This is a genomic window from Bacillus sp. SD088 (genome assembly GCF_017355205.1).
Taxonomy (GTDB): domain Bacteria; phylum Bacillota; class Bacilli; order Bacillales; family Bacillaceae_C; genus Lederbergia.
Genome location: NZ_JADIJK010000004.1, coordinates 235,346 through 257,658, shown reverse-complemented (window position 1 = coordinate 257,658; position 22,313 = coordinate 235,346). Strand labels below are relative to the sequence as shown.

Sequence of the window (22,313 nt, the reverse complement as noted above, 5' to 3'; positions counted from 1 at the left end):
ATAACCCTGACCTATGAAGGGAAAAAGTCCCTTCATAGGTTCGTTCAGGAACTTTTGCTTGTCGGAGGCCAACAGGATGGTGGTCAGAAAGGCGTTGCGACATACAGGATGTACTAGTGCAGACGAAGCGACAGAACGTCACGCTTGAGTCTGCCGCCAGGACGGCGCGAATTTAGCCTTTCTTCTTACATCAAGGTGCTTGCGCTTTTCTTAGTTGCTTAGGAATTTATAAAATCTTAGCTTGTGGATAAGTTGCTTATGTTGCGGTCGACATCCAGCTCCAACGCCTAGCCCCTCGAGGTCAAATAACCTGAGCCAATAAAAGTCAAAACCGGACTTTTCTTGTCTCAGAACATTTGCTTGTCGCCGATAGGCCGGCGCCTTACGCTTTTGTTCAGCACGAAAATTTTACAGAAAGTGAGTGAAATGAATGGGAGAGAGGATCCCCAATTGGCTTTTGCAGCGAAGTCATATAAGTCCGAATAAACCAGCATTAGTATATGAAGACCAAGTATGGACTTTTCAAGAAATGAAAGAGATTGTCCAGAATTTGCAAAAGAAGCTAGCCTCATGTCTAAAAAAACAAGACCAACGGGCCGCAATTTTAATGAAAAATCATCCGAAAATGGTGTGGCTAATTCATGCTCTTCAACAACTTGGGATTGAAGCGGTCTTTTTAAACCATCGTTTAACTTCTGGAGAATTAGGATTTCAATTGCAAGATAGTCAAGTAGAACTTCTTTTTTGTGATGACACATTTGTAGAAATAGCGAATGAACTCCGTGGTGAAAACCTCCAACTTCGAATGTATACAACGACTCAATATGAGAAATTCCCCGATCAGCCGTTGGAAATAAGAGATGAATACGACCTGGCGGCAACTTGCTCCATTATGTATACTTCAGGTACGACAGGCAAGCCCAAAGGCGTGCAGCAAACTTATGGCAATCATTGGTGGAGTGCAATTGGTTCTTCTCTTAATCTAGGGATACATGAAGAAGATTCCTGGCTTTGCGTGGTCCCACTATTTCATATTAGTGGTCTTTCGATTTTAATGAGAAGTATCATTTATGGGATGCCAGTGTATTTGCTGGAACAATTTGATGAGGAAAAAGTCAATTCCCTACTCCAATCCGGTCAAGTGACGATTATGTCTGTTGTATCTGCCATGATGAATCGCATGCTTGATGGTTTAGGAGCGGAAAATTATCATCCGCATTTTCGCTGTATGTTACTTGGTGGAGGACTGGCGCCCTTACCGCTTTTAGAAAAATGTGTGGACAAAGGGATCCCGGTTTTTCAAACATATGGTATGACGGAGACATCCTCGCAAATTGCGACATTAAGCCCGGAAGATGCGTTAAAAAAATTAGGTTCAGCAGGAAAGGCGCTTTTCCCAGCCCAAATCCGAATTATTAATGAACATAACGAAGAAGCTGCGCCAAAGCAACTAGGAGAGATTCAATTAAAGGGCCCGAATATTACGAGTGGGTATCTGGCTCGTCCTGAAGCCAATCAAGCGGCTTTTGAACAAGGTTGGTTTAAAACAGGAGATATCGGCTATCTGGATGAAGAAGGATTTTTATATGTGTTGGATCGTCGTTCGGATTTAATTATTTCGGGGGGAGAAAATATTTATCCGGCAGAAATCGAGGAAGTGTTACTGGGGCATGATGCGATCGTTGAAGCCGGTGTTACAGGTGCGGAAGATCAAAAATGGGGCCAAGTACCCTTTGCTTTTGTCGTTATGCGAAAGTCTGTGTCAGAGGCGGAGCTTATCCAATATTGTCGCACTCAGCTGGCGGCATATAAAGTACCTAAAAAAATCATTCCAGTTGAAATTTTACCACGGAATGCATCTAATAAATTATTGCGCCACAGGCTACTAGAATATTTAGGAGAGGGGAAACATTCATGATCGATATTGTGAAGGGCCAGATCTCGATTGTGTCGATGCCTTTAAAAAAACCATTTTCCACTCATTTGGGGATCGTGCGCGAGCGGGAAGCAATCCTTATTGAATTATGGGACCGCGCGGGCGAGGTCGGATATGGAGAAACAGTTGCTTTTTCCACTCCGTGGTATACAGAAGAAACAGTGAAGACCGCATATCATATGCAAAAAGATTTTATTTTACCTGTGATTTTGCAAAAAAAATTCGCTCACCCCTCTGAGTTTACGCGTGAATTGTCCAGTATAAGGGGGAATTCAATGGCCAAAGGTGGTGTTGAAACAGCGTTATGGGATTTGTATGCCAAACGACAAGGACAGTCTCTTGCTGCGGTACTTGGCGGGACACGCAACGAAGTGCTGGCCGGAGCAGTTGTGGCGACACAAGACGTAAAGGAAGCTTTGAAACAGATCGAGCGCTTTTCGGAACAAGGATTTGAACGTATAAAATTAAAAATTAGTCCTGCTAATGATAGTGAATTTATCAAGGCGATCAGAAGGGAATTCCCAGCTGTACCTTTGATGGTGGATGCCAATTCTGCCTATACACTGGCTGATGTCGACCGTCTTCGTGCATTGGACGAATTTGGCCTGCTTATGATTGAGCAACCTCTTGGACCAACAGATATTGTTGAACATGCAATTTTGCAAAGACAAATCAAAACACCGATTTGCTTAGATGAAAGCATCACCGATGTTCATGATGTTAAAAGTGCGATTCAATTGGGAAGCTGCCAAATCATCAATATCAAAGTAGGGCGTGTTGGGGGCCTGGCAAATGCCAAGCAAATGCATGATCTTTGCCAAGAAAACCAGCTCCAAGTCTGGTGTGGCGGCATGATCGAATTTGGTATTTCGAAAGCCCATAACTTAGCCCTCGCTTCACTTCCAGGCTTCACCCTACCGGGGGATCTATCCCCATCCACCCATTATTGGCAAGAAGATCTTATTGATCCGCCCATTGAGATGAAGAAAGGAAAAATCACCGTTCCCACTCTTCCCGGGATTGGCTTCTCATTAAACGAACGGCGGCTGGAGGAAGTGCGTCTACATACAGAAATCATCGAATAAAAACCCGAGCGGTTGAAGCTCGGGTTTTGAGTTTGCGGAGGTTTATTTCTTCTTAAACGTCTGACAATCAGTTTCTTCTTCAGATGTTGCTTTTTTACCATGCTGGCTGACAACATAGATACGATCAGCCCCACATTGATTTCCAGCTTTCCAATAATGACAATTTTGCACTTCACATAGAACGTCTTCTGCCATTTGTATCACTCCTCGTTAGATTTCGTGAATACCTTTTTAGTGTTGACGAGGAGTAGGTAAACCATGTCCGTTTTCCATGTAAAGCTTTTTCTAGTGCTTCCAGATTTTGTTGTATCAGGGTACACCCCGAATTAGAAATGATTCTTATTTGCAATATAAAAAAATTTAAAAAGGACATCATTGCAGCTGTGATTTTAATCGTTAGGCTGTTGCTTCAATTTCTCAATTTTTTCAGGAACTGGATCGATTCCACCTGGGTGAAAGGGATGACATTTTACAATTCGTTTGATGGTGAGCCAGCCACCACGAATCGCACCAAACCGCTGTATCGCTTCTAATCCATATTGCGAGCAAGTAGGATAAAAACGGCAGGTGGGCGGCTTTAAGGGAGAAATAAATTTGCGATAAAACCGAATAAGATGTAAAAAGATTGATTTTAACATAGGCAATTTCTTCTTTCAAAAAAGTTAGTTTGACAATAGTTTAACACATAAAGGGAAAATTTGAGTTTGTTTTGTTTTGCAAGATTCTGTGTGGCCTGCATTTTTAACTAGCGCAAAAAATATGAACATTTAGATATCTGGGCAAATAATGTGTAGAGCACTTGCGATCATTCTTCTATACTTATCTTTAAATTAATTTCAGGAAGGGTTGATCGGATGGGGGATTTTTTAAAAAGATATATGTTGGGTTGTTGTGTTCTTTTTTCTCTCCTAATTAGTGTCGGTTGTGCTGAAAATACGAACCACTCAGAAGAAAAAGAAACGATAGAATTAACGATGGCATGGTCGGGAACAGAAGCAGCTTTTATTGAACGCTTTAAAGAGCCTGTTGAAAAGCAGTTTGAACATATTGTGTTAACACAAATCGAGGCTCACCCAGGCAATATGGAACAGTTAGAGGAAATGATTGCTTCTAATCATATCCCTGATCTGTGGGTGACAGGGAGCCCAGGAAGCACAACCGCTATGTTTCAAAAAGATCTGGCTTATGATTTAAGCGAAATGTTCGAAACAGTTGGCTTTGATCTTTCCCGTATTGAGCCAAATATTGTTGATGAACTGCGAAGCCGAAGTAATGAGTTCCTTGGCACTGATTCGAATATTTTAGGTGCGCTCCCATTAAAACGAGGACTTAGTGCTCTCTACTATAACAAAGATATTTTTGACTTATTTGGGGTTGAGTATCCTAAGGATCATATGACTTGGGATGAAGTGGCGGATTTAGCAGCAAAAGTAACACAGGAAAAGGATGGAATTCAATATCATGGTTTGCATGTTCACTTTCATTCAGCTTATACTCAACACGGTGTTGATCACCAGAATGAGAATGGGGATCCACAGTTTGATAAGGAACCTGCATTCCGCAAGACCTTGGATCTTATGGATAAATTATTTCATATTCCAGAGAATTATCCAGAGCGCCCTAGTGATTTAAATGATGCGTTTATGGAAGGGGTTCTCGCCATGCATGCGACTTATGATAGCACGTTGGCGTATACAGAGGCCCCTTTTGAATGGGATATTGTGACATACCCAAGCTGGGATAATATGCCTGGAATTGGTCCGACATCAAGTGGTGAAGTCATTGGGATTACTAATACGAGTAAGCGGATCGAGGAAGCATTCCGGGTTATTGATTTCCTTTTATCTGATGAATATCAAACTGAATTTTCAATCAAGGGTAATGCCTCACCTCTTGTCAATGAAGAGATTCATGCTGTTTTTGGAGAAGGGGCACCTGCCTATCAAGATATTCATATTGAATCTTTGTTTGATAGTACACCTCAAAAGCGCTCTGCTAATCGCTTTCAGGTTGAGCACTCTCTTGAGGCCGCTGGAGAACCATGGCATGGAAGGGTTTCTGATGATTTTTACGAGTCAGGTCTAACCTCGCCTGAATTTGTAAGATGGTTACAAGAACGCGGTGAAATTGTTTTGAAGGAGCTAGAAGGACAAAATTGACAATTTCTGCGAAAAGGGCTAACGGCTAATAAATCGAGTCTGACAGCTAATAAACAAGCACCCACCGCTAATAAGGGCTGTACTATCGCTAATAAGCATCCAGGAACGGCTAATAACCCACTTCTAACGGCTAATAAAAACAAAAGCTTAAGATCAGCACGCGAAGATAAATGCACTCCCCACTGATCTTAAGCTCGATTTTTTATAGCTTCAAAGGTCCCGCCGCTTTCACTCGCACGAGGATCGCGTTGCCAGGCAGATAGGCAAGGGGAAAGTCTTCTAATTGGATGATATCGACTTGATCTGGGTTAGCTCCTGCTTCAATTGCGGTTTGGATCGCTTCAGCCTTGGCTTCTTCAATTGCTTCTTGATGGGATTGATTGTCTAACGGGTAAATCCGTTCAACGGTGCCGCTGATATCTCCCAGGGCCGCCCCAATCGCATTGGCGACACCAGCATGGGCTGGGCGAATGACTTGACTAGCGCCTTGTAAGTCCTTGGGCATTAAGGAGGCACCACCGCCAACTAGGACTACTGGCAAAGCATCTGCACTTGTTTTCATTCGATCGATCGCCTTTTCGACCATTTCGACAAGGTCAGGATAAATGTTGTCAATCGGATAGGAGGCAAGCTGATCACTGTCTGTCCCGTCAATCGTCATCATACCTGCACCAATCGCTACATCTGTAGCCGTTAATTCCTGGCCGCCAAAGACAATCGCTTTTTCTGTTAATTGATGACCGACACTATCGGGGCCAATCTTCCAAGAACCATCTTGTAAATGGACACGGGTACCCCCACCTAAGCCGATTGAATAAATATCCGGCATCCGGTAATTGGTGCGCACTCCTCCGACTTCCACTGCGAGCGAAGTTTGCCTTGGGAAACTATTACTTAACACACCAATATCCGTCGTTGTCCCGCCAATATCGACGACAATCGCATTGGGTTCTTGTGAAAGGTGAGCCGCCCCACGAATTGAGTTTGTCGGTCCACAAGCAATCGTGAAAATCGGATATTTTTGGGCAAATTCATGCGTCATTAAGGTACCGTCATTTTGTCCTAAATAAATTCGCGCCTCGATCCCTTGCTCCTCTAATGCTTGCTGAAATCCTGATGTCACGTGTTGAATCGTCTGCATCAAAGCCGCATTCAAAATTGTCGCATTTTCGCGTTCGATTAATCCAATTGAACCAATTTCACTTGAAAGTGATAATGGAATACCTGGTAATTCTTTTTCTAAAAACGCGGCTACTTCTTTTTCCTGTTCATTTAAAACAGGGGAGAAGACCCCAGAAATAGAAATCGAGTCGACTTGTCCACGGAATTGTTGGACCGCTTGTTCGAGCTCATCATATTGCAGGGCAGAAATCGGTTCTCCATTATATTCATAGCCACCATGAACAAGCACCGTCGTCACTTGCAACTCTTCCACTAAATCCTCTGGCCAGCCAATTAACGGAGGAACGGTTGTCCCAGAAGGGAGGCACAAGCGGATAATGCCAACTTTATTTAATCCCTTTCGTTCTACAATCGCATTCGTACAATGCGTGGTCCCTAATGTCGCCACTTGAATCTCTTGCACATTTATTCTTGCTTCCTCGACCAAGGCTTCAATCGTTTTTTCCATACCAGTAAAAATATCCGCGGTTGTTGCATGTTTTGCACTTGCCAACACTTGATTATCCGCATTTAAAAGCACACCATCTGTATTGGTTCCACCAACATCAATTCCGAGTCTAATCATTTGTCTGCATGCTCCTTTACTAACGATTCCAAGGGTCTATAATCATACGGATACTGAAAATAACGGGGACCTGCTGTGTCAATCCCCATCTTACTCCGCCATTTATCATGGGCTGGGAATGCGACTATGACGACTCGTGCGCCATATTTTAACCCTTCCGTTGTGATCGGCATACCGGTCTCTTCATCTAAAACCGCGATTAAATCAGGAGTCATCGCGATCGGTTTTCCATTTATTTCTGCTAATAAATGCTCGTTTTGGAAATGCAAGGTACAGGCTTGTTGATCAAATTCATCGGTTCCATCAAACTGAGCTTCTCCGCGCGTGAATCCACCTTGGATTCCTCTTTTTATGTGAGTCGCTTTTCCTTTAAAAAGACGATATCCTTTCAATAACTTCAGCATTTGTTCAATCGGATGGATTTGAGCGGTACGGTTCTTTGATAATAAAGCCCCGATTTCTTGCGCGAGCGTGAGCGTCCCAGGAATCACACTTTTCTGCGCTTGTTCACCAGTAATTCCATAATCACAAACAATTGAAGATCCTCCCATAGATATCGTAATATTCCGCGCTAATTTTTCACTCCAAAAACCATCCACAGGTTCGATGGTGACCGTATTACCTTGCTCATCGCCAATCGTCGCGATCTTTGGCTTTAATCCGTCCAAATGGAAGGTGACCATTTGCGCCTCAGGAAAGGCCCGTCCCATTGCATCCCCATCTAATATCGGAATGCCATTCATCGCAGCAACAGCGACTGGAATTAAAGAATTGACACCACCGACTTCGATTGGCATCACTACATCCGTTTTTTTGCCAGCAGCTTTTTCATAGGCTTGTAATGGGGCTGATAATTGTTCAAAGGAAGGGATCTTTTCAACTAATACACTGGGGGAGCCCATCCCAGAGGCTGGGAGTACCCAATCATCTTCATTCAATTCATCGACAGATATCACTTGGACTGGACCAAATTTTTTAATGGCAGATAAGGCCATCATCTTTCCAATATAAGGATCTCCTCCCCCACCAGTGCCAAGGACAGTGGCACCGATCGCAATATTTTCTATATCTTTTTCATGTAACCATCTCATTAGACAGCTCTCCTTTGTTTAAATAAAATAATGAAAATCGCTTGGAAAAGAAAGGTGACTAGAAAACTATCTACCGATGAGATTGTGGTGAGTGTGAATAGTTCTAAGCCAATCGGACCTTCCATTGTCAACCAGCTAATGAGAGTTCCCAGCACCCAGGCAAGCAAGGGTAGGAATTTAAAGGCTTGATTGTTCTCATTTTTAAACAATGATTGCCCGCCAATATAGTAAGAAGCCGTGTATACCCCGCCAATGGGGGCGATAAACATCGTCATAATCGTTAAGAAATCGATGAAATAATCATAAATTCCTAAGACAGCAAGTAAAGTTCCGATAATCCCGGCAATTAACGTAAGCACAACCTTATTTGTCTTTGAAAAAATCACAGACAAGCTCAATCCAGATGAATAAGCATTATTGGTATTGGTTGTCCACTGTGCAAGAATGAGTACTAAGATGCCTGGAACTCCTAAGCCAACTGTAATCATAATCGTTGTGAGGTCGCTCTCATCCATAATTCTGGAGAGAATCATCGCAATCACAATCATAAAGCTATTACCAAAGAAAAAACCAAAGAAAGAAGCGAGTATCGCATCCTTTTTCGTTCGGGCCCATCTAGATACATCTGGCGAAATCACGGCACCGACAACAAAAACACTAATGACTAGGGAAATCGCCATACCAAATGAAAATATATTTTCAACAGGTGCTGATAATTCACTTGCACCGTATTTTTTAATCGCTAGAATTACGGATAAAATGACTAATATCAAAAGTAAAGGCACAGACCATGAGCTTAGCTTCTCAATCGCGCGATAGCCAAGAACAGCGGTTGTCATCATTAAGATCCCGCCAATTCCAGCCAATAGAGGAAGGGGGATCTCCCATCCTACCACGCCTTTGATAGCTGCAAAGGCATTTTCTGCAAAAAATCCAGTTTGTACACCAAACCAACCAAGTAGAGAGACGGCTAAAAACAGAGAAACAAATTTCGCTCCATTTGCCCCAAAGGTAAATTTGGAAATCATCGAAGTGGATAAACCAGTAACTGCCCCGACATAGGCACAAAAGGCGGCTAATACGCCTAGAATCGCGGAGCCAATTACAACAGCAAGCAATGCATCTTGAAAATTCATCCCAGCTCCTAATTCTGCTCCAAATAGCATGGCAGAAAGGTCAATCCCCACTGCGATCCAAACTAAACTAATGGAATACCATTTTTTTCTTTCATTTATAGGGACAGGCTGTCTTTCATAATCATTATTCATGTTGTAGTTCCTCCAATAGTATTCCCATGATTGTATTTGCTTGATTTATTTGTTCCTGCAGAGTCTCGTCATCATAAAGATTGATTTCCCAGAAAATCCCGTCCATAAGTAACGCAAATTGCTTTGTCAGCATGGTTGCTTTCTTTTCAGTTAAATGGGGAAAATCTCGCTTTGCAAGTTCCACTAAGGAATCAAACATCCATGTATTGAAGAAACTGTTTCATTTCAGCCGGTGGTGAAGCCACAAGGGAAATATAAGCATTGGTTTCTTGCATATGACTTTTGTGATAGGCAACTGTCCCAGACAATAAAGAGTGGAAAATTTCAACAATTCCCCCGTCTTGTGCTTCCGCTAATATTATTTTCATTTGTTCAAAATGTGACTCCAATAATTTTTGGAAAGCAGCAATAAATAGCTCCTCTTTATTTTTGTAAAAAAAATAGATAGAAGCCGGCTTGATTCCTACCTCTTTTGCGATCTTTTGCATGGTAGCTCCATGATAATTAAACATCGAATACTGATTGATCGCTGCTGATAAAATTTTATCTTTCGTCAAAATATGCACCACCTAATGATTGTTAGGTTAATAATATAGCAAGTTTTGTCGAAATTCAAGTGGCTTTTTATACGTGATTTGGAATAAATATGTAACAATAGGGCGGAATAATTTTTTGGAAAAAGGGGAATCTAAACATGTTTCAAATCGGGAAAGCCGGGTATATATAATTAAAGGGAGTGATAATATTGACAAACACACAAGTTATTGAAGTGTTGAATAAACAAGTAGCGAACTGGACTGTCCTTTACACGAAATTACATAATCATCATTGGTATGTGAAAGGACCACATTTTTTTTCTCTGCACGTGAAATTTGAAGAACTTTATAATGAAGCTGATGAGAATATTGATGAATTGGCGGAAAGATTACTGTCAATTGGTGGTTCTCCCGTTGCCACGCTAAAAGATGTCCTACAAATGGCAAGCATCGGAGAAGTAGAAGAAACCTTAGATGCAAATGGAATGGTGCAATCAATCGTCGATGATTTTACAATATTAATTGATGAATTAAACGAAGGAATGGAAATAGCCGAAAAAGCAGGAGATGAATCCACATCTGATATGTTCCTAGCTATCCACACAAGCTTGGAAAAACATAATTGGATGCTACGAGCTTTTCTCGGAAAATAAAAAACTTGGTGCCATAGTGCACCAAGTTTTTTTATTGAGAAGCCCAATCCCGAAGCGAGAAACTCATTCATATGTATTAGTGATAAAATTTTGAATGATTAGAAGAATATTGGTCATGAACTTCGGACTGTTCCATTTTCCCTTTGAGGGATTCCAATAGATACATTCGGATAAAATATTGCAGTTCAAATTCATTCATGTCATGGACGATTTGCATAAGTTCTTTTTTATTATAATGCTCGAGAACAGCGAAAGTGATCATGTCTAAATCCTCTTCGTCCGTAATTTTGTCTTGGTACATTGCAAATAGTTCATCTACAAGTTTCATTCTTAGCACCTCCCTTTTAGCTTTTTACTTTTTCTTACCCTTCTTTTGAAAAAACAATCCTGCCTTCGTATATTTTCCTTAATCTACATTCCTATGTGTTAGAATCCTTTAAGAATAAAATAAGATGGAATGCAGCAAAATATGCATAATCATCAAAAGTGATGACTTTTGGATTACATTGACTTGGAGGTAGATGAATGTGGATCAACAAGATCGCCAGACCTATTATATATCCATTGGCGCAGGAGAAATCTTTTCAGCTCCCAATGTCTCACCTTGGCAGTTTAAAATAAATGCCACAGAACAGCAAATAAGCAAACTCCGGCAAATTTTCGATTCCAATTATACCAACAGCATAGCAGACTTTGCCCGTGCACATATTCCTTGGGTAGAATATCACAATGACCCCACAAATGATAGATATGACGCAAATTTAACCCAAATTTATCAAATGATCTACGAATTAGGGGACCAAGAAACAAAAGATCATATCGATAGCATCGGGATTTTAAATAATGGGGACAATAATGGGGACAGTCCCCCGATGTGATAAAGTGGTAAAGGATTACTGAAAAACGAATTGTAATCGGTAATGTGGAGGGGAATTGTTTCCTCTGTTTCTTCTCAGCGGTTATAGTAGAAGGGGGAGGGATGCGGATGTATGATTTTATTGATCAAAACGGATTTCAAGTCAAACTTGTTTTTCAGCGGGAAGTTTTCCCTTTAAAAGCGCAGCATGTCTTCGTGATTTGTCGTTATCAAGGAAACTGGCTATTGACAGATCATACCAAGCGGGGATTAGAATTTCCAGGTGGGAAACTAGAGGATGGGGAAACGGTTGAAGAAGCAGCGAAAAGAGAGGTATGGGAGGAAACAGGTGGAGTGATTACGGCCCTTTCCTATGTTGGGGAGTATCAAGTGCAAGAGCCTTCTTCCACTCCTTTCGTCAAAGCGATTATGTATGCGGATGTTCACAAATTAGAGAAAAAAGATGATTATTTAGAAACAAAAGGTCCGGTACTGCTAGACGATGAGCTTTTAACCCCATTACATACCGATCGATTTAGCTTCATTATGAAGGACAAGGTTGTCCCCCTGGCCCTTGAGCAGCTGAAAAATATGGGGATTCAATAAAAAAGGCGTGGATCGATTATTGGGTCCACGTCTTTGGATATAAAGCTATTTTTCATTTATCAGTTTTCTTTCGAGCCATTCGACCCCTTTATACATTAACGTCGCAAAAATGGCGATCAAGATGAGCGAAAGCATGACAAGGGTGAAATTAAACACTTGAAATCCATAAATGATCATATAGCCAAGACCCTTTGCGGAAACAAGGTATTCCCCAACGATGACACCGACCCACGATAACCCCACATTGACTTTTAACGTCGAAATAATGGTTGGGAAGGAAGCAGGCAAAATCGCTTCTTTAAAAATCTGCTTGCGCGAGGCGCCGAATGTCTTTAACACTTTAATATAATGATCATCCACTCCACGAAATGAGGTATAGATGACAATCGTGGTAATAATCACTGATACAAGTGTCCCCATGGCAATGATCGAGGAAAATCCTGGACCAAGGCCGACAATAAGAATCGGACCAAGCGCCACTTTCGGCATTGCATTCAAAATCACGAGATAAGGGTCAGAGATTTTTGAGAAGAAAGGCGACCACCAGAGAATCGCAGCTAGTATTGTGCCGAGTACTGTTCCTAAAATAAATCCCACCACTGTTTCGAAAACGGTCACACCTAAATGGGTAAACAAGGAAGCGTCGATAATTTTTTCGACTAATAACGAAGCTACCTTCGTAGGAGAACTGAAAATGAGCGGATCAATCCAGTGCAGTCGACTAGCGATCTCCCATAATGAAAAAAACAAGAGGAAGATCAGGATTTGGTAAAAGAGTACCCATTTTTTCTCCTTCAAAATCTTTTGTTTATATTGGGCATGGAGGAGATCAGGCTGATTAGCTTTCAAGAGCTTCCAACTCCTTCCATATCGTTTGAAAGATCTGATTATAAGTTTCTTGACTTCTTACATCAAAAGGCTTTAACACTCGTAATTCTTTTGGGATATCAAAGATACGATGGATTTTTCCGGGGCTTCCCGAAAAAAGGAAAACACGGTCACTCATGGAAATCGCCTCACCTATATCATGGGTAACCAAAATTGCTGTTTTTCCATAAGCTTTTAAAATTTCTGCAACCAAATCTTCTAATTTTAATTTTGTTTGATAATCTAATGCGGAAAAGGGTTCATCTAATAGTAAAAGCTTTGGATTCACGGCCATTGTTCGAGCGAGAGCCGCTCGTTGCCGCATTCCTCCAGATAATTGCTGTGGTTTTTGCTGATTGACGCCTTTTAAGCCAATTTGGTTTAAAAAACTTAGTGCACTTTGTTTGGTTTCTGAACTTAATCGGCCATTGATCTTTAACCCAAGTAGGATATTCTCCTCAATTGTTTTCCAGGGAAATAAATAATCCTGCTGTAGCATATAGCCAATAAAATTTGTATCTTGATCAAGGGCTTGCTGTTCGATGCGAATATGCCCTGATGTAGGGGTGATCAAGCCAGCCAAAATCGAAAGCATCGTCGTTTTCCCGCATCCACTAGGTCCGAGAAAAGAAACAAACTCTCCTTTTTGAATAGTAAAAGATACATCCTCCAAAGCTGTCGTCGCAGTGGAGGGAGTAAAATAATGGTGACCGACTTGTTCTACTTCAATAAAGCTCATGAGCGGGCCTCCTTCTGTACGTATGGTATTTCCTGCCATTATTTGGACTTAAAATGCGCCACTTCGAATTGGAAATGCGCAAGTTGCGCAGCATTCCCCTGAACCTGCCCTAAATAGCCTGGGAATGCGAGACTTCGAACTGGTTTGCGCAAGTTATCCATAAAATGCATACCTTCGCGACATCTCTTGACATTGCGCACTAACAGCTTCGAATTTATTTTGAAACTTCCTCGACAATCGAGGTATTGACAAGCTTTTCATAATCCACTTTTTCAGGAAGTTCTCCCGCTTCTTCCATGATCGCCTGTAAATTTTCCCAACCTTCTTTGGTTAATTTCATATCGGTTGCAAAGGAGCCTTGACTCCGATAACGTTCCACGACAATGGCTAAGGTGTCGACATCAGCATCTTCAAAATAAGGGGCGACTATCTTCGCAATCTCTTCTGGAGTGGCTTTCTCTACCCAGTCTTGCGCTTTATCCATGGCGCGGACAAATTTTTCGACAGTCTCTGAATTTTCATCGATATAGCTTTGTTTCGCCATAAAAGTGGTATAAGGAACCTGCCCTGATTCTTCGCCAAAAGAAGCGACGATATGACCTTTTCCTTCTGCTTCAAAAACAGACGCCGTAGGTTCAAAAAGTTGGACGAAATCACCTGTGCCTGAGGCAAAAGCGTTGGCGATATTGCCAAAATCAATATTCTGAATCAACTCTAAATCAGCATGGGGGTCAATTTCATGCTTTTTGAGCACAAACTCGCCGACCATTTGTGGCATTCCTCCTTTTCTTTGTCCAAGGAAAGTGGAGCCCTTGAGCATTTCCCAATCAAAATCATCGATCTCTTCACGGGAAACAAGGAAGGTGCCGTCGGTTTTTGTTAATTGTGCAAAATTAATTACGGGATCTGTAGCTCCTTGAGCATCTACATAAATTGAGGTTTCAGATCCAACGAGCGCAATATCCGCCCCATCTGCTAGCAGGGTGGTCATTGTTTTATCTCCACCCCAAGTCGTTGTAAGTTCAACATCCAATCCCTCATCTTCAAAAAAACCTTTCTCAAGGGCAACATATTGGGGAGCATAAAAGATAGAGCGAGTCACTTCAGCGAGCTTTACTTTTTCTAACGAATCTTTTTGGGAACAACTGGTTAAGACGAAGGCTGTTAGAAAAGCCATTACAATCACAAAGCCAAATTTCACCATTGCCTTCATGGGGTTTCCTCCTCGGTGCTTAGGATTTTACAGAATTGCTGCCTGGAGATAACTTCAAGAGTTATCATCCAGCTCCAGCGTCCAGCGGCTAGCAAATTTACGTCCTGATTGCGTAAGTCAACATCGGTTCGTCTTCACCGTGTTTCCTTTATTCTGTCAGAAACCTTTAAATTTGTACGCCACTAAACGGGCGCTTATGCTGTTGTTCTGTGTGCATCCAATTTAGAATTATTATATGAGAATCAGGAAATTGTGTGATAGCCTAGAGGAAAGCAAAATATAAGGAGCGAAGATCGATGCGACAAGATGGACAAATCCTGGAAAAACAAATATTTCCTTCACCAAATCCGCAAATAAAATTATATTTGGTTACCTATTTGTCAGAAGGGCTAAGAGTAAAAGGTCTATTAGCGGAGCCAAAGCAAGCGGGAGAGTATGAAGGATTCCTTTATTTACGGGGCGGGATCAAGAATGTTGGGATGGTGAGGCCAGCAAGAATTGCCCAATTTGCTTCAGAAGGTTTTATCGTTTTTGCCCCTTTTTACCGAGGAAACCGTGGGGGCGAGGGGAATGAAGATTTTGCGGGTGAAGATCGACATGACGCTTTTTCCAGCTTTATGTTATTACAGAGGCATCCCCGTGTTTTGGCCAAACGCATTCATATTTTTGGCTTTTCGCGAGGGGGTGTAATGGCACTGCTAACAGGATTAGAATATGATCATGCTGCCTCAGTGGTTACATGGGGAGGCGTATCAGATGTGGCCTTAACTTATGTAGAGCGGATTGATATGAGAAGGATGATGAAAAGGGTGATTGGTGGTTCACCAAAGACTTCCCAAAGAGAATATCAATGGCGGACACCGCTGTATGAAATGGAAGCAATTAAACCGCCTGTTTTAATTATTCATGGCAACCTTGATGACAATGTGACGATCGATCATGCACACCGCTTAGAAAAAAGACTACGGACATTGGAAAAAAAAGTGGAAACCTGGTATTTTGAACACTATACTCATTATTTTCCACCAGCAATCAATCGGAAAATTGTAAAAGATCTTTGCTATTGGATGAAACAACAGAGTAATCACGATATAATATAAATATAATCATTCAATATTTGAAATGGGGGATTGTCATGGGAATGCCCTTGGAACTAAATACAATGATCATCACAAAAGGAAAAGAGAGTAGACAACAGGATAATCAATTTATTTTAAAAAAAGCTGGATATCGCCTGTATCCAATCGATATCCCCATTGAGGTAAGGCATACGATCGAAAGTGACTACCGAGCCACTGCCAAGATCAGAAAGGTTGAATGGGAGGAGAATCAAACGATTATTACTTATCAGCTACTTGCCTTACACTCCAGTAATTAGATTTGAAACGTCCATTGTGAATGAGCAGTGGACGTTTTCCGTTTAATAAATTCCTCAAGGATAAAAAAACTTTACTTGACCCTTATCGGATTTTGCGTTATGATTTTACATTGAACGGATACTCTTATCCTGAGATGGTGGAGGGAACAGGCCCTGTGAAACCCAGCAACCTACTGCGAATCACTTGATTTTCCGTAGCAAGGTGCTAACCTGGTGCAAGGCAATGGCCTTGGACGATAAGAGTGAAAGGCTCGGATAAGAAATTAACCTTTCCTCTATTTTTATACGGGAAAGGTTTTTCGTTTTTTAGAGAGAGAAGCAGTATAAAAATCTCCTTAGGATTTGGGGAATGGATAGATGTTATCCAGCTCTAAGTGTTATTCGTTTTTCTTAGGAGATCATTTTGGAGGAGGAACATAGATGTCAAAAAACCGACGCTTATTTACTTCGGAATCGGTCACAGAGGGACATCCAGACAAAATTTGTGATCAAATTTCCGATTCTATTTTAGATGAACTGTTGGCGGATGATCCTAATGCTCGTGTAGCCTGTGAAACTTCGGTCACGACTGGCCTTGTTTTAGTAGCAGGAGAAATTACGACAACCACGTATGTGGATATATCAAAAATAGTAAGAGAGACATTAAAAGAAATTGGCTACACACGTGCGAAATATGGATTTGATGCAGAAACCTGTGCGGTGATGACGGCGATTGATGAACAATCTGCTGATATTGCTTCAGGAGTGAACACGGCATTGGAAGCTAGAGAAGGAAATATGACAGAAGCAGAAATCGAAGCGATTGGTGCAGGGGATCAAGGATTGATGTTCGGTTTTGCCTGCAACGAAACGGAAGAATTAATGCCTCTTCCGATCTCATTAGCTCATCGAATTTCAAGAAAACTAGCAGAAGTGAGAAAAGAAAAAGTCCTTCCTTATTTACGACCAGATGGGAAAACTCAAGTAACGGTTGAATATGATGAAGCTGGGAATCCCGTACGCATTGATACGATTGTTATTTCGACTCAACATCACCCAGATATTGAGCTTGCGCAAATTCAAGAAGATATGAAAAACTGTGTGATTGCTCCTGTTGTTCCGGAAGGTTTATTGGATGAAGAAACAAAGTATTTCATTAATCCAACAGGGCGATTTGTGATTGGCGGACCGCAAGGGGATGCTGGGTTAACAGGAAGAAAAATTATTGTCGATACATACGGAGGCTATGCACGCCATGGAGGAGGAGCTTTCTCGGGGAAAGATCCAACAAAAGTGGATCGTTCCGCAGCCTATGCGGCCCGTTATGTAGCCAAAAATATTGTCGCTGCAGGACTAGCGGATAAATGTGAAGTGCAATTAGCATATGCGATTGGAGTGGCTCAACCTGTTTCTATCTCTGTTGATACATTTGGAACAGGCACCGTATCCGAAGAAACTCTCGTTGCCGCGATCCGTGCTCATTTTGATTTACGTCCCGCTGGCATCATCAAGATGTTAGATCTTAGACGTCCGATTTATAAACAAACTGCCGCATACGGCCATTTTGGACGAGTTGATCTTGATCTACCTTGGGAAAGAACAGATCGAGCAGAAGAATTATTAAAAGCAGTACAATAAAGTGAAACTTCATTCAGTGGGGGTTTTTTCATCCCCCACTGAATGTTAAGGATCAAAGGCTAAATTCGCAACATCCTGTTGACAGACTCAAACGCGACGTCCTGTCGCTTCGTCTGCACTAATACATCCTATACGTTGCAACGCCTTTGTGACCTGCGTCCCGCAGGCCTGAACCATGCCAGTTGTCCCCACTTACAATTCTCGTTTTCACCTCGGATTCTTGAAGTGGGGGTCTTACTGCCCGTTAATCCGGGATAAATATACATGTTTACAAAGATTTAGGTAAAAATAACAGAGCCAAGATTTGCTCTGTTATTTTTACGGATATACTGACAAAAATTCGGATTAAATGCTAAAATAGAAGCATTGAGTACGAGTACTAGTTGTTGAAAATAGAGGAGTGTCGAAACATGTGCGGTTTTATCGGTTGTGTCCATGATCATCCAACATCAGCTAAAAATCCTGATCAAGAGCTTTTTCATCAAATGAATACGATCATTACCCATCGTGGACCAGATGATGAAGGCTATTTTGAAGATGAACATGTTCAATTTGGTTTTCGCAGACTAAGCATCATTGATATTGAAAGTGGAAAACAGCCGCTTTCTTATGAAAATGACCGCTATTGGATTATTTTTAATGGAGAAATCTATAATTATGTGGAATTACGTGAAGAACTGCTTCAAGCTGGATTTACGTTCGAGACGGATTCTGATACAGAGGTGTTAATTGCGCTTTTCAGCCAGTTAGGCGCAAAAGCAGTAGAAAAGCTACGAGGAATGTTTGCTTTTCTTATTTGGGATAAAGAAGAACAATCTTTATTCGGGGCACGTGATCCATTTGGAATTAAGCCATTCTTTTATAAAGAAGATGGTCCCAAAACATTTTTTGCTTCAGAGAAAAAGAGTATTTTACTGGCGCTTGAGAAGAATGAATTGAATCATGATTCTTTGCAGCAATATTTAACTTATCAATTTGTACCAGAACCTGAAACGATGACAAAGGGGATTAAGAAATTAGAACCTGGTCATTATTTTATAAAAAAAGTGAATCAGCCCATTAGCATTCAACGTTACTGGAAAGCCCATTTCCAGCCTGTACAAAAATCTGAAAAGGAATTTATTCAGGAAATTAAGGATGTGCTCTTTGATTCGGTCAATGTGCATATGCGCAGTGATGTGCCGGTTGGCTCTTTTCTTTCAGGTGGTATTGATTCAACATTTATTGTTTCGATTGCGAAATTATATAACCCAAAAATCAAAACTTTTTCCGTTGGTTTTGAACGGGATGGCTTTAGTGAAATTGATGTAGCGAAAGAAACAGCAGATAAATTAGGTGTTGAAAACATCAGCTATGTAATTACACCGGAAGAATATATGAAAGAATTACCGAAGATCATGTGGTATATGGACGACCCATTGGCAGACCCCGCTTGTGTGCCGCTTTATTTCGTTGCAAGAGAAGCACGGAAGCATGTCACAGTTGTGCTTTCAGGGGAAGGCTCAGATGAACTATTTGGCGGTTATAATATTTACCGAGAACCACAATCCTTAGAAGTATTTAATAAAATTCCTAAAGTTGGTAAAACAATCTTACGTGCATTAGCGAATGTGCTTCCAGAAGGGGTAAAAGGCAAAAGCTTCATTGAACGTGGCGTGACTCCAATGGAGGAAAGATATATTGGTAACGCGAAAATGTTTGATGAAAGTGAAAAACGCCGTTTGTTAAAGCAATACAATGATCAATTGGATTATCGCGATATTACGCGTCCACTGTATCAAGATACGGTCGGCTATGATCCGGTCGATCGCATGCAATTTGTCGATATTCATACATGGATGCGTGGCGATATTTTATTAAAAGCAGACAAAATGACCATGGCTCATTCATTGGAATTGCGGGTGCCGTTTCTCGACAAAGAAGTATTCAATGTTGCATCAAGAATTCCAACTAGCTTAAAAACAGCGGAAGGAACAACAAAATATGTATTGCGCAAAGCCGCAGAGGGCGTTATTCCTGACCATGTTTTGAACCGCAAAAAATTAGGTTTTCCAGTTCCGATTCGCCACTGGTTAAAAGATGAAATGTATGATTGGGCAAAAGAAATTATTCGCAACAGCGATACCGATTATATTTTAGATAAGCAATACGTATTAAATTTACTAGAGGATCATTGCCAAGGAAAAATGGACTACAGCCGTAAAATCTGGACAGTCCTTGTCTTCATGGTTTGGCATGCGGTCTATATGGAGGAACAATACGATTTTGGGAAAGAACTAGCTGTGGCCCATTCGTAACAGAAGAGCTAAGGTGCCTTGCCTTGGCTCTTTTTTTAATAAAGGGGGATGATGTTTTATGGAGTCAATGGAGATTCACATGCTACCATGTCATGCGAGTAGCAATATTGCAGATATGGAGCTTATCACAAATATCGTTAACCGTGTGTATGGTGGGGCAGAGGCGTATTGGCTATCAGATGATTCGTACCGAAAGTTTTGCTGCTTCGTTTCCGAAGTTAGCACAGATGCTAGCGATTCCTTGCAAGTTAGTCATTTTTCACAAGGAACTAAGAAAACCAAGCAGAAACCTTGAGGCATCAACAAATTGATGAAATACCAACATCACGAAACGTGAACAAACGATCAAGATCCCAACTAGCATAAGGAATTAAAGTGATATTTGGGAATATTTGTTCTGGTTTTGTGGTAATTTTTGCAAAAATATGATAATCTAAAACTAGCAACCGAATATTGTGAGGGTGGTTGGTTGTCACTCTTCTTTCCATCTCTAGGAAAGGAGGTGATCGCCATGGAAACATTTTTTGAATTTCTAAGAGAGATTCTGAAGGGGATTGTGCGAGCAGTAAACGCACACATTTTTAAAAGGACCGTTCTAGAAAAAGAGAAAACCACCCTACGCCGTCGCAAGCAAAAGGGTGGTTTTCAGAAGTAAAGATATTTTTGACAACCACCACCCTGACGGTAGAGGTTGTGGGAGAAGTGTTCACCACTTCTCCTTTATTATTATATTCTTATTATACATGAATTAAACCTTAAATGGAAGGGATAGTTGCGAGCTCCTACCATGTGCGTGTAACCCGTTTTAGAGGAGGAACGAAGTTGAATCAAACCATTCAGATCCAAGCACTAAAATATCCTAATATCCCTCACTATGAATGGGAAGGTGAGCTTGTAAAGCAAACATCTGAATATATCATAGTTTTATGCAAACAGGGGAGAAAACTAAAACATTATACAAGAAATCAGACATTTATTATGGACAATACATCCATTGAAGTTTTCTCCTTAAAAGAGGGTTTTACGGCAGCAATGGAAATTGAGGGTAAACAGATCACATCCTATTATTGCAATGTCGCATTGCCTTCTGAGTTTGAGAATAATCAAATTCGTTTTATTGACTTAGATTTGGATTTGATAAAGAAGCGGCAGGGAGATTGGCAAGTGGTAGATGAAGATGAGTTTGAAGAAAACAGTGTGAAATATCACTATACACCCGAACTAAAGAAACGAGCCTTACTTGAATTGGAAGAGCTTAAACGTAAGGTGGCTGACAAGGAATTCCCATTTAATTCTGGGGTTATAAAGTTGTTATCGACGGTGTAAATAAAACATTACAGAAATAAACTGTTAGGAGCAGGTTCCATGATTCAAGAGTTGGATAAAACAGAGTTTGATAGATGCAAAAGTTTAGTAAATAACCAGAGACAAATAGAGGCACTGGCAGTAATTGAAGGCACCAATCCTGGTCGCATATTTGTCGATGATGCAGCGATTCCCACTTCGGGTATGATTTGGTTGGGCAATAATGATGGCTTCTTTTTGATTGGAAATGAGGATAATGAGAAATTCAATAATGAATTAAATTATTTTATCGATGAAGTGATTATTCCAGAGGCAGCAAAAGTGCAGTTAAACTGGTTTGAGTGGATTGGCATTCATGATCGTTGGAATAAGACGATAGAGAAAGTATTCAAAGCTCGTAAGCTAGATAGCTGGATGCAAAAAGTGTATACTTTACAACCACATGATTATTTGAATATCCGTGAACCTATAATCGCTATGGGATATGAAGCTATAAAAATTGATCAAAGTTTTCTGAAAAGCAGTCTGGTTCAGAATCGCAAGTTCCTGCAAGCCAAAATTTTAGAGTCTTGGTCTTCAATTGAGGACTATTTGAGTAACGGAATCGGATATTGTATGTTAGATGAAAATGAAATTGCTAGTGTCTGTTTCTCAGGATTTGTAGCCGGGAACATTCACAGTGTTCATATTGAAACACTTGCGGCCCATCAAGGAAGAAAATTAGCTCAAAAGGCGGCCCACTTATTCATCCAGGATTGCTTCGAGCAGAATCTCATCCCTCATTGGGAGTGTATGGAGGAAAACAAAGCTTCGGTTGCCGTTGCTGAAAATATTGGCTTTAAACATATATACAATTATAAAGGGTATGCGTTTCCAGGCTAGTTCTTGGAGATAAAGAAATAGAAAGCGCATGTCTTTTAGAAGACGCAGTTTTCTAAAAGTGGTTAATAAAATTCAGTT

General features: G+C 41.0%; 25 protein-coding genes and 1 riboswitch. Of the genes, 14 read left to right on the top strand and 11 right to left on the bottom strand.

Annotation, left to right across the window (positions count from 1 at the left end; all coding sequences use genetic code 11):
* The first annotated feature begins 430 nt into the window (after nt 1-430).
* Complete coding sequence (locus tag IPU53_RS05440; protein WP_207448678.1) at nt 431-1,918, top strand: o-succinylbenzoate--CoA ligase; 1,488 nt, start codon at nt 431-433, stop codon at nt 1,916-1,918.
* Nucleotides 1,915-3,021, top strand: a complete 1,107-nt coding sequence (menC, locus tag IPU53_RS05435; RefSeq protein ID WP_207448676.1) for an o-succinylbenzoate synthase — start codon at nt 1,915-1,917, stop codon at nt 3,019-3,021. Before IPU53_RS05440 ends, menC begins: the two co-directional genes overlap by 4 nt.
* Before the next feature lie 42 nt (nt 3,022-3,063).
* On the opposite strand, the gene IPU53_RS05430 is transcribed toward menC, so the two are convergent.
* Both IPU53_RS05430 and yidD read right to left on the bottom strand, forming a co-directional pair.
* Nucleotides 3,064-3,216, bottom strand: coding sequence for a DUF1540 domain-containing protein (locus tag IPU53_RS05430; RefSeq protein ID WP_207448674.1), 153 nt, complete (start codon nt 3,214-3,216; stop codon nt 3,064-3,066).
* Nucleotides 3,217-3,410: 194 nt separating this feature from the next.
* On the bottom strand, nt 3,411-3,659 hold the full coding sequence (gene yidD, locus IPU53_RS05425) for a membrane protein insertion efficiency factor YidD (protein WP_207448672.1): 249 nt from the start codon (nt 3,657-3,659) through the stop codon (nt 3,411-3,413).
* 216 nt (nt 3,660-3,875) lie between these two features.
* Between yidD and IPU53_RS05420 the strand changes: the two genes are divergently transcribed.
* Complete coding sequence (locus IPU53_RS05420; protein WP_207448670.1) at nt 3,876-5,180, top strand: ABC transporter substrate-binding protein; 1,305 nt, start codon at nt 3,876-3,878, stop codon at nt 5,178-5,180.
* A 202-nt stretch (nt 5,181-5,382) separates the two neighbouring features.
* On the opposite strand, the gene IPU53_RS05415 is transcribed toward IPU53_RS05420, so the two are convergent.
* The 5 genes from IPU53_RS05415 to IPU53_RS05395 are packed head-to-tail and all read right to left on the bottom strand — an operon-like array spanning nt 5,383 to nt 9,843.
* Nucleotides 5,383-6,927, bottom strand: coding sequence for a hydantoinase/oxoprolinase N-terminal domain-containing protein (locus tag IPU53_RS05415; protein ID WP_207448668.1), 1,545 nt, complete (start codon nt 6,925-6,927; stop codon nt 5,383-5,385).
* Nucleotides 6,924-8,018 (bottom strand): DUF917 domain-containing protein, encoded by a 1,095-nt coding sequence (locus IPU53_RS05410; RefSeq protein WP_207448666.1) that lies wholly within the window; start codon nt 8,016-8,018, stop codon nt 6,924-6,926. Before IPU53_RS05410 ends, IPU53_RS05415 begins: the two co-directional genes overlap by 4 nt.
* Nucleotides 8,018-9,286 (bottom strand): cytosine permease, encoded by a 1,269-nt coding sequence (locus IPU53_RS05405; RefSeq protein WP_207448664.1) that lies wholly within the window; start codon nt 9,284-9,286, stop codon nt 8,018-8,020. Before IPU53_RS05405 ends, IPU53_RS05410 begins: the two co-directional genes overlap by 1 nt.
* Complete coding sequence (locus IPU53_RS05400; protein ID WP_207448662.1) at nt 9,279-9,470, bottom strand: hypothetical protein; 192 nt, start codon at nt 9,468-9,470, stop codon at nt 9,279-9,281. Before IPU53_RS05400 ends, IPU53_RS05405 begins: the two co-directional genes overlap by 8 nt.
* Before the next feature lie 7 nt (nt 9,471-9,477).
* Complete coding sequence (locus IPU53_RS05395; RefSeq protein ID WP_207448660.1) at nt 9,478-9,843, bottom strand: TetR/AcrR family transcriptional regulator; 366 nt, start codon at nt 9,841-9,843, stop codon at nt 9,478-9,480.
* 188 nt (nt 9,844-10,031) lie between these two features.
* Between IPU53_RS05395 and IPU53_RS05390 the strand changes: the two genes are divergently transcribed.
* Complete coding sequence (locus IPU53_RS05390) at nt 10,032-10,475, top strand: Dps family protein (protein WP_242698082.1); 444 nt, start codon at nt 10,032-10,034, stop codon at nt 10,473-10,475.
* Nucleotides 10,476-10,551: 76 nt separating this feature from the next.
* On the opposite strand, the gene IPU53_RS05385 is transcribed toward IPU53_RS05390, so the two are convergent.
* Nucleotides 10,552-10,803 (bottom strand): DUF6154 family protein, encoded by a 252-nt coding sequence (locus IPU53_RS05385; protein ID WP_207448658.1) that lies wholly within the window; start codon nt 10,801-10,803, stop codon nt 10,552-10,554.
* A gap of 199 nt (nt 10,804-11,002) precedes the next feature.
* Between IPU53_RS05385 and IPU53_RS05380 the strand changes: the two genes are divergently transcribed.
* The gene (locus IPU53_RS05380) at nt 11,003-11,353 is read left to right on the top strand and encodes a hydrolase (RefSeq protein WP_396019905.1); all 351 of its coding nucleotides are present in this window, start codon (nt 11,003-11,005) and stop codon (nt 11,351-11,353) included.
* 107 nt (nt 11,354-11,460) lie between these two features.
* A complete protein-coding gene (gene ytkD, locus IPU53_RS05375; protein WP_207448654.1) occupies nt 11,461-11,937 on the top strand; it encodes an RNA deprotection pyrophosphohydrolase in 477 nt (158 codons plus the stop codon).
* Between the two features lie 45 nt (nt 11,938-11,982).
* Here the strand turns inward: ytkD and IPU53_RS05370 are convergent, their stop codons facing one another.
* The 3 genes from IPU53_RS05370 to IPU53_RS05360 all read right to left on the bottom strand — a co-directional run bounded on the left by IPU53_RS05370 (nt 11,983) and on the right by IPU53_RS05360 (nt 14,720).
* On the bottom strand, nt 11,983-12,786 hold the full coding sequence (locus tag IPU53_RS05370) for an ABC transporter permease (RefSeq protein WP_207448652.1): 804 nt from the start codon (nt 12,784-12,786) through the stop codon (nt 11,983-11,985).
* Complete coding sequence (locus IPU53_RS05365; RefSeq protein WP_207448650.1) at nt 12,776-13,543, bottom strand: ABC transporter ATP-binding protein; 768 nt, start codon at nt 13,541-13,543, stop codon at nt 12,776-12,778. The genes IPU53_RS05370 and IPU53_RS05365 overlap by 11 nt, the downstream gene beginning before the upstream one ends.
* 214 nt (nt 13,544-13,757) lie before the next feature.
* Nucleotides 13,758-14,720, bottom strand: a complete 963-nt coding sequence (locus IPU53_RS05360) for an ABC transporter substrate-binding protein (protein ID WP_396019907.1) — start codon at nt 14,718-14,720, stop codon at nt 13,758-13,760.
* Nucleotides 14,721-15,052: 332 nt separating this feature from the next.
* Here IPU53_RS05360 and IPU53_RS05355 point away from each other — a divergent pair, with 332 nt between their 5' ends.
* The 8 genes from IPU53_RS05355 (at nt 15,053) to IPU53_RS05320 (ending at nt 22,235) form a co-directional block, all read left to right on the top strand.
* A complete protein-coding gene (locus IPU53_RS05355; RefSeq protein WP_207448646.1) occupies nt 15,053-15,856 on the top strand; it encodes an alpha/beta hydrolase family protein in 804 nt (267 codons plus the stop codon).
* Nucleotides 15,857-15,891: 35 nt separating this feature from the next.
* Nucleotides 15,892-16,134: a DUF2584 domain-containing protein gene (locus IPU53_RS05350; RefSeq protein WP_207448644.1), complete on the top strand. Its 243-nt coding sequence runs from the start codon at nt 15,892-15,894 to the stop codon at nt 16,132-16,134.
* Nucleotides 16,135-16,255: 121 nt separating this feature from the next.
* A riboswitch (SAM riboswitch) is annotated at nt 16,256-16,377 on the top strand.
* A 177-nt stretch (nt 16,378-16,554) separates the two neighbouring features.
* On the top strand, nt 16,555-17,751 hold the full coding sequence (gene metK / locus IPU53_RS05345; protein ID WP_207448642.1) for a methionine adenosyltransferase: 1,197 nt from the start codon (nt 16,555-16,557) through the stop codon (nt 17,749-17,751).
* A gap of 410 nt (nt 17,752-18,161) precedes the next feature.
* On the top strand, nt 18,162-20,048 hold the full coding sequence (asnB, locus tag IPU53_RS05340; protein WP_207448640.1) for an asparagine synthase (glutamine-hydrolyzing): 1,887 nt from the start codon (nt 18,162-18,164) through the stop codon (nt 20,046-20,048).
* Between the two features lie 58 nt (nt 20,049-20,106).
* Nucleotides 20,107-20,343 carry a hypothetical protein gene (locus IPU53_RS05335; RefSeq protein ID WP_207448638.1) on the top strand — a complete coding sequence of 79 codons (237 nt, stop codon included), beginning with the start codon at nt 20,107-20,109 and terminating at the stop codon, nt 20,341-20,343.
* Between the two features lie 216 nt (nt 20,344-20,559).
* Nucleotides 20,560-20,703 (top strand): hypothetical protein, encoded by a 144-nt coding sequence (locus IPU53_RS05330; protein ID WP_207448636.1) that lies wholly within the window; start codon nt 20,560-20,562, stop codon nt 20,701-20,703.
* 167 nt (nt 20,704-20,870) lie between these two features.
* Nucleotides 20,871-21,374, top strand: a complete 504-nt coding sequence (locus IPU53_RS05325; protein ID WP_207448634.1) for a DUF402 domain-containing protein — start codon at nt 20,871-20,873, stop codon at nt 21,372-21,374.
* 39 nt (nt 21,375-21,413) lie between these two features.
* Nucleotides 21,414-22,235: a GNAT family N-acetyltransferase gene (locus IPU53_RS05320; protein ID WP_207448632.1), complete on the top strand. Its 822-nt coding sequence runs from the start codon at nt 21,414-21,416 to the stop codon at nt 22,233-22,235.
* Nucleotides 22,236-22,313 lie beyond the last annotated feature (78 nt).